Below are 11,929 nucleotides of genomic sequence, written 5' to 3'. Positions count from 1 at the left end.
GCCCCCACAGGCCCACCAGCCACCAAGAGAAGAAGAGGTACCCCCCATGGCCACCACCGCAGCCGCCTACCAGGCGACGAAGGGCGGTCCGCTCGACGTCGACCGCGCCTTCTACGACCGGGTCTCGAAGACCGAGGAGGGCCGCGAGCTCGTCGACAGCTTCGTCATACCGATCCGCTCGGGCCGCGCCTGGGAGGTTCCGGCCGGGCACCTGTGCCGCCTGGTCACCGTCGACGGGCCGCAGGTCGGCGACCTGAACATCTGGAACCGCAACGACCCCCGCGAGCGCATGTGGGCGGCCCGCACCCGCCAGCTCCAGCGCGCCCACGTGAGCACGTACGACCGGATCTGGTCGAACCTGCCCTTCCTGCGTCCGCTGCTGACGATCACCGACGACACGCTCGCCGGCTACGGCCGTGACGCCGAGGGCGGGCGCGTGCACGACCTGCTGGGCACCCGCTGCGACCCGTACGTCAACCGCATGCTGACGGGCGAGGACTTCGACTTCCACTGCCACTCGAACCTGGTGCGGTCCGTGCTCCCCTACGGGCTCACCGAGTTCGACGTGCACGACGTGCTGAACGTCTTCCAGTGCACCGGGCTCAACGAGGACGACCAGTACTTCATGAAGGACTGCCCGGCCCGCCCCGGCGACCACTTCGAGTTCTTCGCCGAGCTGGACCTGCTGTGCGCGCTGTCCACCTGCCCCGGCGGCGACCTGTCGGTCCCGATGTGGGGCCCGGACGCCCACGACCCCGTCGAGGTGTGCCACCCGATCGGCGTCGAGGTCTACAAGGTCGACCCCGAGCTGCTGGAGGGCTGGTCCTCGCCGAAGGTCGCCGAGTACCGCAACCTGCACGGCATGACCCGTCCCGAGTGGCAGAGCTGAGCCGTGGAGGCACCCGTGATCGACCTCAACAGCGACCTCGGCGAGGGCTTCGGGCAGTGGCAGCTCGGTGACGACGAGGCCCTGCTGTCCCTCGTCACCAGTGCCAACGTGGCCTGCGGCTTCCACGCGGGCGACCCCACCGTGATGCGCCGGATCTGCGAGGCGGCCGCCGAGCGCGGCGTCGCCATCGGCGCCCAGGTCGGCTACCGGGACCTGGCGGGCTTCGGGCGCCGCTTCATCGACGTCGACCCCGCCGAGCTGGTCAACGACGTCGTCTACCAGATCGCCGCACTCGACGGCTTCGCCCGCCTCGCCGGCACCCGCGTCGCGTACGTCAAGCCGCACGGCGCCCTCTACAACGCGATCGTCCACCACGAGGCGCAGGCCGCCGCCGTCGCGGAGGCCGTGCGCCGCTACGACCCGGAACTCCCGGTGCTGGGCCTGCCCGGCAGCGTCTGGCTGCGCACGGCGGAGGCCACCGGGCTCACCCCGGTGCACGAGGCCTTCGCCGACCGGGCGTACACCCCCGAGGGCACCCTGGTCTCGCGCCGCGAACCCGGCGCGGTGCTGCACGACCCGGAGCTGATCGTGCGGCGCTGCCTGCGGATGGTGACCGAGGGCGTGGTGGAGGCCGTGGACGGCAGCGACGTGCCGCTGTCCGTACGGTCGCTGTGCGTGCACGGCGACACGGCCGGCGCGGTCGCGATCGCGCGCCGGCTGCGTGAGGAGCTGGAGGGGGCCGGTCTCGCCCCGACGCCGTTCGCCGCGCCGAAGCCGCTGTCGGTGCCGGCGTGAGCGTCGGCATCCGCCGGGTCGGCAGCCACGCCCTGCTGGCCGAGGCCGGCGGACTGGAACAGGTGCTGGCGCTGCGCGGCGCGCTGGAGGCGGACCGTCCGCGCGGCGTGCGCGAACTGGTCGCGGCCGCCCGCACGCTGCTCGTCACCTACGACCCCGCGGTCACCGCCCACCAGACCGTGGCCGCGGTCGTGACGGAGCGCGCGGCGGCCCTCGGCCCGGCGGAGCGGTCCACGCCCGGCACCCGGCCGGCCGGCGAGGAGATCGTCACGCTCCCCGTCCGCTACGACGGCGAGGACCTCTCCGACGTGGCCGAGCTGACGGGGCTGGGCGTGGGCGAGGTGATCGCCCGGCACACCGCACCGCTCTACACGGTGGCCTTCGCGGGCTTCGCCCCGGGCTTCGGCTACCTCACGGGCACCGATCCGCTGCTGCGGCTGCCGCGCCGCTCCGAGCCGCGCACCGCGGTACCGGCGGGCTCGGTCGCCGTCGCCGGCGGTTTCACGGGGGTCTACCCGCGCTCCTCGCCGGGCGGCTGGCAGCTGCTCGGCACCACGGACGCCGTGCTGTGGGACGAGCGGCGCGATCCACCGGCGCTGCTGGTCCCCGGCAGCCACGTCCGCTTCGTTCCCGAGGAGATACGGTGACGACGCCACAGACGCCACAGACGCCACAGAGGCCACAGAGGCCACAAAAGCTACAGACGCCACAGACGTCCCACGCGACGGCGACGGCGGCTGATGCCCCGGCAGCGAGCGCCCTGGCGGCGAGCGCCCCGGCCACGGGCTCCCGCCTGGAAGTCCTGGCGCCCGGCCCGCTCGCCACGGTCCAGGACCTGGGTCGCCCCGGATGGGGCCACCTCGGGGTCTCGGGCTCCGGTGCCGCCGACAGGGACTCGCTGGCCCTCGCCAACCGGCTGGTGGGCAACCCCGAGAACGCGGCCGGCGTCGAGACCACCTTCGGCGGCCTGCGGGTGCGTGTGCACTGCCGTGCGCCGTCGGGGGCGCCGTCGGTCCTGTACGCCGCCCTGACGGGGGCGCCGTGCCCGGCCACCGTGGACGGCCGGTCCGTCCCGGTCGACGCGCCGTTCCCGCTGCACGACGGACAGACGCTGCACCTGGGCGTGCCGGGCTCGGGGCTGCGCACGTATCTCGCCGTGCGCGGCGGGCTCGACACGCCCCTGGTCCTGGGCTCGCGCTCCACCGACCTGCTCTCCGGCATCGGCCCGCAGCCCCTGCGCACCGGCGACCGCCTGCCGGTCGGCCGCCCCGCGCTCCCCTTCCCGGCCGTGGACCTGGCACCGCGCACGGCACCGCCGCGCGCGTTCACGCTGCGCGTGGTGCGCGGGCCGCGCGACGACTGGTTCGACGACGCCTCGTACGCGACGCTGCTCGGCGCCCGCTGGGAGGCGACCAGCCGCAGCAACCGGATCGGCATCCGGCTCGACGGCCCGGCCCTGACGCGGGCCCGCGACGGGGAACTCCCGGCCGAGGGCATGGTGCCGGGCGCGCTCCAGGTCCCGCCGAACGGCAGGCCGGTGCTGTTCCTCAGCGACCACCCCGTGACCGGCGGCTACCCGGTCATCGCGGTGGTCGACGCCGCCGACCTGCCCCTGGCCGGGCAGATCCCCCCGGGCGCGGCCGTCCGCTTCCGCCCCACCCGGTGATCCCGACCCGGTGATCCCGGCGCCTGTCTACTGCTCCAGTTCCTCCAGTGCGCCCAGTTGTTGCAGCAGGCCCAGCTGATCGTGCTGCCACCACAGTTCGGTGATCTTGCCGTGGTCGCCGAAGTGGAAGAGGGTCATGCCGGTCATGGTGACCCGCCTGCCCGTGGGGGCGATGCCGAGGAACTCGCCCCGGTGCGTGGCCGTCCAGGTCCAGCGGGTGCAGACGCGGTCGCCCTGGGGGACCAGGTCCTCGATCGTGAAGGCGGCGTCGAAGGCGTCGCGCCACATGCGGAAGTCGCGGCGGACGGCGTCCAGGCCGATGGTGACCTGGGGGTTGACGGGGTCGTGGCTGTGGCAGTCCTCGTCGATCAGGTCGTTGAGCGGGGACAGTTCGCCGACGGCCGTCAGGGCGTCGTGGAAGCGGCGTACGGCGGTCTCGTGGAACTGCTCGTCGCGCACGACGTCCAGGTCGGTGAAGGTGGGCGTCTCGTCGCAGAGGGCGGCCATGCCCTGGAGGATCCTGTCGGTCTCCGGCAGGTTCGCGTTCCGCACCGCCTCCTCGTAGGAGGGGAATTCCACCAGTTCGACGAGGTGTGCCCCGTCCGAACGGTCCTTGCCGACGACCGTGTGCGTCGCCGTCCGCCTGCCCCTGGTCTGCTCGGCCCAGATGTCCAGCAGCCGGTTCACCTCGTCGAACCGGCTCGTCCTGCACTCGATGAGCTGTACGAAGGTCATGACGCGCCTCCGGCCCCCTGGCCCGGTCGGTCCGGTCTTCCGTCAGGGTCATTTTCCCACCGGGGCGCCCGCGTCACCTCCGTACGGTCATCGACTGCGTGCCCTCACTGCGGGCCGTACTTGCGGCCCGTCCTCGACGTGACGCCGCCCAGCAGGCCGCGGGGCGCCACCTTCGCCAGGCCCGTCAGCGCCTTGTAGCGGGGGTCCGGGACGGACAGGGTCTTGCCGCGGGCCAGGTCCGCCAGCGCCGCCGCGACCAGCTTGTCCGCGTCCAGCCACATCCAGTTCGGGATGCTGTCCGTGCCCATGCCGGCCCGCTGGTGGAACTCGGTGCGGACGAAGCCGGGGCACAGCGCCATCAGGCGTACGCCGCTGCCGGCCAGGTCGCGCGCCACACCCTCGGTGAACTGCACGACCCACGCCTTCGACGCCCCGTAGGTGCCGCGCGGCACGAAGGCCGCCACCGACGCCACGTTCACCACCCCGCCCCGGCCGCGCTCGCGCATCCCCTCGGTCGCCGCCGACGTCAGCCGCAGCACCGCCTCGATGTGCACCTTGATCATCCTGAGCTCGTCGCTCATCGGTACGTCGAGGTAGCGGCCCTTGTTGCCGAAGCCCGCGTTGTTGATCAGCAGGTCCACGGGGTTGGTGCGGTTGCGCAGCCGGGCGGCGACCGCGTCGATGCCGTCGTCCGTCGCCAGGTCGGCCGTCAGCACCTCCGCCTCGATGCCGTGCCGGTCGTGCAGCTCGGTCGCCTGTTCCGTCAGGCGCTTGGTGTCCCGCGCCACCAGGACGAGGTTGTGCCCGTCGGCCGCCAGCCGCCGCGCGAACGCGGCACCGATGCCCGCGGTCGATCCCGTAATCAGAGCCGTTGTCATGCCGAAAGATTAGTCGTCCGGAGCGTCCGGCTCCGATTTCCGCACAGGTCCTTCCGATCGGTGACGGACGGGTGAGGGAACAGGCGGTGACGCGCGGTCAGTCCGCGTACACGCGCGCGTACTTCCGTGCAGCCGCCAGCGACTCCGGATGCAGCGCCGCACCCGCCGCGAGCAGCCGGGGCAGCAGCGGGCGCTCGGTCGTCATGGCCCGGAACTGCAGGGCCACGGTCACCTCGTGGTCCGGGCGGTGCACGATCTCGACGGGGTCGCCCGCCCGGATCTCGCCCGGCTCCAGCACCCGCAGGTACGCGCCCGGCGCACCCTTGCGCGTGAACCGCTTCACCCAGCTCTTCTCCCCCAGATGGCCCTGGAAGGTGCGGCAGGGAATCCGCCCGGACGTGACCTCCAAAAGCACCGACGGGCCGAGCGGCGAGCCGATCCGCCAGCGCTCGCCGATCCGCGCACCGGATATGTCCAGACCCCGCGTGGTGAGGTTCTCGCCGAACGCGCCGTTGGCCAGCGTCCGGCCCAGTTCGCGCTCCCAGTCGTCGAGGTCCTCGCGCGCCATCGCGTACACCGCCTGGTCGTCGCCGCCGTGGTGCCGGGTGTCGCACACCGCGTCCCCGGCCAGCCCGCTCGCGCCGACGCCCTTCGGCCCGGGCGCCGCCACCCGCACCGGTCCGTCCACCGACCGCTTGTCGATGCCGGTCACACCCTCGGGCTGATCGGTGTACGGCACGGCCCGCGGACGGCCCAGGTTCACTGACAGAAGCTTCATGGGGGCACGGTAGGGGGAGGGGTGTGAAAGTGTCGACGCGTTATTCCGCGGATCGTCAAAGACTCGCTTATGCTCGATGGTGTGATCGAGGCTCGTCATCTCCGGGTGCTGCGCGCCGTGGCCACCACCGGCTCCTTCTCGGCGGCGGGGCGCGAACTGGGCTGCACCCAGCCCGCCGTCAGTCAGCAGATGAAGGCCCTGGAGGCATCCGTCGGCACCCCGCTGCTGGTCCGCGCCGGCCGTGAGATGCGTCTGACCCAGGCCGGTGAGGCGCTCGTGCGGCACGCGGGCACCATCCTCGCCGGGCTCACCGCGGCCGAGGAGGAGGTCGCCGCGATCGCCGGGCTGCGGGCCGGGCGCGTACGGCTCGTCTCCTTCCCCAGCGGCAGCTCCACGCTGGTACCGGCCGCGCTCGCCCTCGGGATGGAAGAAGAGCGAGCTGTCCACACCGCGGCAGGCAGCCAGCAGCTGCCAGTCCCACAGATCCGCGTTCGGTCCGGGAAGGCGGGAGAAATCTGCCATTGTGTGACCCCTTGTGCCGTTCGTGGCGGATACGGTGTCAACGACCGTACATCTCCGATCTAAGGAGATGAAAATATGACTCATTGAGAATCTAGCCCCAGACACCTGCAAACAGGAAGAAAAGGGGCTAAATGGGGCATAGCTTGTGATGAAAAGTTGAGGGTCCGACGTTCATGTCGGCGCTGTGTCCGTTCCCTCACGTAGAGTGCCGAAGGCGGCGTACGGCCCCGTAACCCTTTCGAGTGACCGTCGTTGAGAGTGCGGAGGCGGTTGAAAACACAAACGCTCGGGCGGGCGTCCGAGACGGTCGACCGCACAGGTGACGATTTCGTACCAGCCTGGAGGCTCAAGGTGACGCGCATCAGCTGCGGAGGACGGCCATGACTTCCGTCCTCGTCTGCGACGACTCCCCGCTTGCCCGAGAGGCGCTGCGCCGCGCGGTGGCGACCGTGCCCGGCGTCGAGCGCGTGACGACGGCGGCCAACGGCGAGGAAGTCCTCCGCCGCTGGGGCGCCGACCGCTCCGACCTCATTCTCATGGACGTGCGCATGCCCGGACTGGGCGGCGTCGAGACGGTGCGGCGCCTGCTGTCCGCGGACCCCGGCGCGCGCATCATCATGCTCACCGTCGCCGAGGACCTCGACGGCGTGGCGCTCGCCGTGGCCGCCGGCGCGCGTGGCTACCTGCACAAGGACGCCTCCCGCGCGGAGCTCCGGGCCACGGTGACGCAGGCCCTCGCCGACCCCACCTGGCGGCTCGCCCCGCGCCGGCTGCGCTCGGCCGAGATGGGCGCCGCGCCCACGCTCACCGCGCGTGAGATCCAGGTCCTGGAGGGCATGAGCCACGGCCGCTCGAACGCGGAGATCGGCCGCGAGCTGTTCCTCTCCGAGGACACGGTCAAGACCCACGCCCGCCGCCTGTTCAAGAAGCTCGGCGCCTCGGACCGCGCGCACGCGGTGGCCCTCGGCTTCCGCTGGGGCCTGGTCCGCTAGGGCCTGCGCGGGCCGGGCCGGGTGGGTCGTGCCCGGCTCCGGACCGGCGAAGACGCGACGGCACCCCCACGCGCGCGGGATCGGCGTGGGGGAGCGTCCGGTCGTACGACGGCGCCCGGTGCCGGCGGTCTCACCGGAACAGGCACCGGCGCTCATCGGCCGCCGTACGGCAACGCCGACCGCAGAACGCGCGCGTACGCCACCGGCCACCCGGCGGGCAGCGGACGCTGTGCGGCACGGACGGCGGGACGTCGACGGCGCGGACGGGTGAAACACCGGCGGCGTGGCTCGGCGCCGGGGCGGACGCCGGCCGCCGTGCGTCAGGGGCGGGCGCCCCGAGCGCCGTACGCTGTGCGACAGCGCCGGAGACCGACGCGGTACGGCACCGGGACGGGCCGGGCAGCCGGCCGGTACCCGGGCCGTCGGTACGGGCGCGCAACGCTCCCTACCTCATCGCCGCCGCCGGTGGCAAAGCGGCTCGCCCGGTGCCCGCTGCTCGTTTCGGCGGGGATGACGCATGCTTGAGGTGTGGAGTTCCTTGCGGACGAGTCGGTCGAGCGGAAGGGGAGGGCGCGGGGGATGAGCTTCGGCGCACCTGCTCATAACGCTTCAGTGCACAACCACGAAGGCGGTGCCACGGAACGGACGAGGCCAAGGCACCATGGACCGATGCGCGACGACCAGGCGGCACTTGCCCAAGGGGCGATCGGTGCGCTCGTCCACCGCGCCGTCCGCGGTGACGAGCAGGCCACCCACGACCTGCTCGCCCGGGTCCACCCGCTCGCACTGCGTTACTGCCGCACCCGGCTGTCCCGGCTCCCGGGGGACGCGCGCCACTTCGTGGAGGACCTCGCCCAGGAGGTCTGCGTCGCCGTCCTGCTCGCCCTGCCGCGCTACAAGGACACCGGCCGCCCTTTCGAGGCGTTCGTCTTCGCCATCGCCTCCCACAAGGTCGCCGACCTGCAGCGCGCCGCCATGCGGCACCCGGGCTCCACGGCCGTGCCCTCCGACGAGATGCCCGAGCGCGCGGACGACTCCCTGGGCCCGGAGGAGCGCGCCCTGCTCAGCAGCGACGCCGAGTGGGCCAAGAAGCTGCTGGCCAGCCTCCCGGAGCACCAGCGCGAGCTGCTGCTCCTGCGTATCGCGGTGGGGCTGACCGCGGAGGAAACGGGGCAGATGTTGGGAATGTCACCAGGGGCGGTCCGGGTGGCCCAGCACCGTGCGCTGAGCCGCCTGCGCGCCCTGGCCGAGCAGTAGCCGCCCGGCGGTTGAACCGGCGGTGCGACGGTTCCGTACGAACACACGAGACCCGAAGCCGCGCGAAACCGTGGAATGGGACAGCTCCGCTTCCCGTTAGCATGGACATCCGCACCGATCAAGGCCATTTGGGGAAGGTGTCATGACTGCCAACGTCGACGGAGTGCCCGAGAAATTCGCGACACTCGGGCTGACCTACGACGACGTGCTGCTGCTGCCGGGCCCGTCGGACATGGCGCCCGACGAGATCGACACCGCCTCGTACGTCTCCAAGAACGTGCGGGTCAACATCCCGCTGCTGTCCGCCGCCATGGACAAGGTGACCGAGTCGCGCATGGCGATCGCCATGGCCCGTCAGGGCGGCGTCGGCGTGCTGCACCGCAACCTCTCCATCGAGGACCAGGCCAACCAGGTCGACCTGGTCAAGCGCTCCGAGTCCGGCATGGTGGCCAACCCCATCACCATCCACCCGGAGGCCACGCTCGCCGAGGCGGACGCGCTGTGCGCCAAGTTCCGCATCAGCGGCACCCCCGTCACGGACCCCTCCGGCAAGCTGGTGGGCATCGTCACCAACCGCGACATGGCCTTCGAGCCCGACCGCTCGCGCCGGGTCAGCGAGGTCATGACGCCGATGCCGCTGGTCACCGGCACGGTGGGCATCTCCCGCGCGGACGCCATGGCGCTGCTGCGCCGCCACAAGATCGAGAAGCTGCCGCTGGTCGACGACGCGGGCGTCCTCAAGGGCCTGATCACGGTCAAGGACTTCGTCAAGGCCGAGCAGTACCCCAACGCCGCCAAGGACGCCAAGGGCCGGCTGCTGGTCGGCGCCGCGGTCGGCGTGGCCGGGGACGCCTTCGAGCGCGCCCAGGCCCTGATCGAGGCGGGCGTCGACTTCATCGTCGTCGACACCGCGCACGGCCACTCCCGGTTGGTCGGAGACATGATCTCCAAGATCAAGTCGAACGCGGCCGGCGTCGACGTCATCGGCGGCAACGTCGCCACCCGCGACGGCGCCCGGGCCCTGGTCGACGCGGGCGCCGACGGCATCAAGGTCGGTGTCGGCCCCGGCTCCATCTGCACCACCCGCGTGGTCGCCGGCATCGGCGTCCCGCAGGTCACCGCCATCTACGAGGCCTCGCTGGCCGCCAGGGAGGCCGGCGTCCCGGTCATCGGCGACGGCGGCCTGCAGTACTCCGGCGACATCGCCAAGGCCCTGGTCGCCGGCGCCGACACGGTGATGCTGGGCTCGCTGCTGGCCGGCTGCGAGGAGTCCCCGGGCGAGCTGCTGTTCATCAACGGCAAGCAGTTCAAGTCCTACCGCGGCATGGGCTCGCTCGGCGCCATGCAGACCCGCGGCGACCGCAAGTCGTTCTCCAAGGACCGCTACTTCCAGGAGGGCGTCGCCTCCGACGAGCAGCTGATCCCCGAGGGCATCGAGGGCCAGGTCCCCTACCGCGGCCCGCTCTCCTCCGTCGTCCACCAGCTGGTCGGCGGCCTGCGCCAGTCGATGTTCTACGTCGGCGGCAGGACCGTCCCCGAGCTGCAGGCGAACGGCAGGTTCGTACGGATCACCTCGGCGGGGCTGAAGGAGTCGCACCCGCACGACATCCAGATGACGGTCGAGGCGCCGAACTACAGCAGCAAGAACTGACGCACGCGCACGCGTGAAGCACGTCCGACGTGTGGTCGAGGGCGGCTCCGGTTGCTTCGGGGCCGCCCTCGGCATGGGTGTCGGCGATACTGGAAGATGCTGCAACGCATCAGGGAAAGGCCACCAACGTGACTGAGATCGAGATCGGGCGCGGCAAGCGCGGCCGCAGGGCGTACGCCTTCGACGACATCGCCGTCGTCCCCAGCCGCCGTACGCGGGACCCGAAGGAGGTCTCGATCGCCTGGCAGATCGACGCCTACCGCTTCGAGCTGCCCTTCCTGGCCGCGCCCATGGACTCGGTCGTCTCCCCGGCCACGGCCATCCGCATCGGCGAGCTGGGCGGCCTGGGCGTGCTCAACCTCGAGGGCCTGTGGACGCGGTACGAGGACCCGCAGCCGCTGCTCGACGAGATCGCCGAGCTGCCCGTCGGGGCCGCGACCCGCCGCCTGCAGGAGATCTACGCCGCTCCCATCAAGGAGGAGCTGATCGGCCTGCGCATCAAGGAGGTGCGCGACGCGGGCGTGGTCACCGCCGCCGCGCTCTCCCCGCAGCGCACCGCCCAGTTCTCCAAGGCCGTCGTCGACGCGGGCGTGGACATCTTCGTCATCCGCGGCACGACGGTCTCGGCCGAGCACGTCTCGTCCTCGCACGAGCCGCTGAACCTGAAGCAGTTCATCTACGAGCTCGACGTCCCGGTGATCGTCGGCGGCTGCGCCACCTACACCGCGGCCCTGCACCTGATGCGCACCGGCGCGGCCGGCGTCCTGGTCGGCTTCGGCGGCGGCGCGGCGCACACCACGCGCAACGTGCTGGGCATCCAGGTCCCGATGGCCACGGCGGTCGCCGACGTGGCCGCGGCCCGCCGCGACTACATGGACGAGTCCGGCGGCCGGTACGTGCACGTGATCGCGGACGGCGGCGTCGGCTGGTCCGGCGACCTTCCCAAGGCGATCGCCTGCGGCGCGGACTCCGTGATGATGGGCTCCCCGCTGGCCCGCGCCACGGACGCGCCCGGCAAGGGCCACCACTGGGGCATGGAGGCCGTCAACGAGGAGCTGCCGCGCGGCAAGAAGGTCGACCTGGGCACGGTCGGCACGATCGAGGAGGTCCTCACGGGTCCCTCGCACACCCCCGACGGCTCCATGAACTTCTTCGGCGCGCTGCGGCGTGCCATGGCCACGACCGGCTACAGCGAGCTGAAGGAGTTCCAGCGGGTCGAGGTCACGGTGGGGGACTCGCAGCACAAGCGGTAGCCGGTAGCCGTACGGCGTTCGTTCCAGGGGTCCGGTCACGTGGTGACCGGGCCCCTTCGCGTGTGCGCAGGTGGGGGCGCGTTGTGCGGTAGGGGGCGCACGGTTGCGTTCAGGGCGAATACGCCGGGGGTGGGCGTGTCGGGCCGGTAATGTCCGTGCTCGGCGACCCGGTTCTCCGGGGCGCCCCCCTTCCAAGGACACGGTCCGGACCTCGCGCCTCGGGGCCCGGCCCGAATCCGACGGACCGCCCTACCGGGCCGATGGGCGGCATCGTGGGAGGGGGCGCGCCCATGGGCCGTCACCGCAAGCCCACTCTCTGGGACCGCATCCGGCTTCGGCTGGAGCAGCACTGGCTTCGGCTGGTGAAATTCCGGAGGAGGTGGATCTTGCGGATTTACGGCCGCTGAGCGGCCACCCCTATGAGAACTAGGGGTGGACACTCCGCTTGGCGGTCAGGAGCCCGCTGCAGTGGCCGCTGCGGTGGGCTCCACCAGTTCCGTACGGTACCGGCGG

Annotated in this window: 11 protein-coding genes and 1 pseudogene; 9 read left to right on the top strand and 3 right to left on the bottom strand. The window is 72.1% G+C overall.

Annotated elements, in window-relative coordinates:
* Positions 1 to 46 precede the first annotated feature (46 nt).
* The 4 genes from C1I97_RS20380 to C1I97_RS20365 all read left to right on the top strand — a co-directional run bounded on the left by C1I97_RS20380 (position 47) and on the right by C1I97_RS20365 (position 3,350).
* The gene (locus tag C1I97_RS20380; protein ID WP_111004654.1) at positions 47 to 889 is read left to right on the top strand and encodes an urea carboxylase-associated family protein; all 843 of its coding nucleotides are present in this window, start codon (positions 47 to 49) and stop codon (positions 887 to 889) included.
* A gap of 3 nt (positions 890 to 892) precedes the next feature.
* Complete coding sequence (locus tag C1I97_RS20375; protein ID WP_111004653.1) at positions 893 to 1,684, top strand: LamB/YcsF family protein; 792 nt, start codon at positions 893 to 895, stop codon at positions 1,682 to 1,684.
* Positions 1,681 to 2,331 carry a 5-oxoprolinase subunit B family protein gene (locus tag C1I97_RS20370; RefSeq protein WP_111004652.1) on the top strand — a complete coding sequence of 217 codons (651 nt, stop codon included), beginning with the start codon at positions 1,681 to 1,683 and terminating at the stop codon, positions 2,329 to 2,331. Before C1I97_RS20375 ends, C1I97_RS20370 begins: the two co-directional genes overlap by 4 nt.
* 113 nt (positions 2,332 to 2,444) lie before the next feature.
* Positions 2,445 to 3,350, top strand: coding sequence for a biotin-dependent carboxyltransferase family protein (locus tag C1I97_RS20365; RefSeq protein ID WP_111004655.1), 906 nt, complete (start codon positions 2,445 to 2,447; stop codon positions 3,348 to 3,350).
* A gap of 27 nt (positions 3,351 to 3,377) precedes the next feature.
* On the opposite strand, the gene C1I97_RS20360 is transcribed toward C1I97_RS20365, so the two are convergent.
* The 3 genes from C1I97_RS20360 to C1I97_RS20350 all read right to left on the bottom strand — a co-directional run bounded on the left by C1I97_RS20360 (position 3,378) and on the right by C1I97_RS20350 (position 5,741).
* Positions 3,378 to 4,085, bottom strand: coding sequence for an ester cyclase (locus C1I97_RS20360; RefSeq protein ID WP_111004651.1), 708 nt, complete (start codon positions 4,083 to 4,085; stop codon positions 3,378 to 3,380).
* 104 nt (positions 4,086 to 4,189) lie between these two features.
* Positions 4,190 to 4,963: an SDR family NAD(P)-dependent oxidoreductase gene (locus C1I97_RS20355; protein ID WP_111004650.1), complete on the bottom strand. Its 774-nt coding sequence runs from the start codon at positions 4,961 to 4,963 to the stop codon at positions 4,190 to 4,192.
* A gap of 97 nt (positions 4,964 to 5,060) precedes the next feature.
* Entirely contained in the window at positions 5,061 to 5,741 is a 681-nt protein-coding gene (locus C1I97_RS20350; protein WP_111004649.1) for an MOSC domain-containing protein, read from the bottom strand.
* An 81-nt stretch (positions 5,742 to 5,822) separates the two neighbouring features.
* Between C1I97_RS20350 and C1I97_RS20345 the strand changes: the two are divergent.
* The 5 genes and pseudogenes from C1I97_RS20345 to C1I97_RS20325 all read left to right on the top strand — a co-directional run.
* Positions 5,823 to 6,158, top strand: a pseudogene (locus C1I97_RS20345) (LysR family transcriptional regulator); the annotation flags it as partial.
* A 485-nt stretch (positions 6,159 to 6,643) separates the two neighbouring features.
* Positions 6,644 to 7,255 (top strand): response regulator transcription factor, encoded by a 612-nt coding sequence (locus tag C1I97_RS20340; RefSeq protein WP_003948568.1) that lies wholly within the window; start codon positions 6,644 to 6,646, stop codon positions 7,253 to 7,255.
* Positions 7,256 to 7,924: 669 nt separating this feature from the next.
* Positions 7,925 to 8,512, top strand: a complete 588-nt coding sequence (locus C1I97_RS20335) for a sigma-70 family RNA polymerase sigma factor (protein WP_111004648.1) — start codon at positions 7,925 to 7,927, stop codon at positions 8,510 to 8,512.
* Positions 8,513 to 8,654: 142 nt separating this feature from the next.
* Positions 8,655 to 10,163, top strand: coding sequence for an IMP dehydrogenase (guaB, locus tag C1I97_RS20330; RefSeq protein WP_111004647.1), 1,509 nt, complete (start codon positions 8,655 to 8,657; stop codon positions 10,161 to 10,163).
* Positions 10,164 to 10,291: 128 nt separating this feature from the next.
* The gene (locus tag C1I97_RS20325) at positions 10,292 to 11,416 is read left to right on the top strand and encodes a GuaB3 family IMP dehydrogenase-related protein (RefSeq protein ID WP_111004646.1); all 1,125 of its coding nucleotides are present in this window, start codon (positions 10,292 to 10,294) and stop codon (positions 11,414 to 11,416) included.
* Positions 11,417 to 11,929: the final 513 nt, after the last annotated feature.

The organism is Streptomyces sp. NTH33 (assembly GCF_003236365.1).
Classification (GTDB): Bacteria; Actinomycetota; Actinomycetes; order Streptomycetales; family Streptomycetaceae; genus Streptomyces.
The sequence above is the reverse complement of the archived record's forward strand: the minus strand, read 5'-3'. Positions and strand labels throughout refer to the sequence as shown.

Bases quoted from the DNA above. Each gene is read 5' to 3' on its own strand.
- guaB (WP_111004647.1), top strand. From the start codon at position 8,655: ATGACTGCCAACGTCGACGGAGTGCCCGAGAAATTCGCGACACTCGGG.
- C1I97_RS20360 (WP_111004651.1), bottom strand. From the start codon at position 4,085: ATGACCTTCGTACAGCTCATCGAGTGCAGGACGAGCCGGTTCGACGAG.
- C1I97_RS20335 (WP_111004648.1), top strand. From the start codon at position 7,925: ATGCGCGACGACCAGGCGGCACTTGCCCAAGGGGCGATCGGTGCGCTC.
- C1I97_RS20380 (WP_111004654.1), top strand. From the start codon at position 47: ATGGCCACCACCGCAGCCGCCTACCAGGCGACGAAGGGCGGTCCGCTC.
- C1I97_RS20340 (WP_003948568.1), top strand. From the start codon at position 6,644: ATGACTTCCGTCCTCGTCTGCGACGACTCCCCGCTTGCCCGAGAGGCG.
- C1I97_RS20355 (WP_111004650.1), bottom strand. From the start codon at position 4,963: ATGACAACGGCTCTGATTACGGGATCGACCGCGGGCATCGGTGCCGCG.
- C1I97_RS20350 (WP_111004649.1), bottom strand. From the start codon at position 5,741: ATGAAGCTTCTGTCAGTGAACCTGGGCCGTCCGCGGGCCGTGCCGTAC.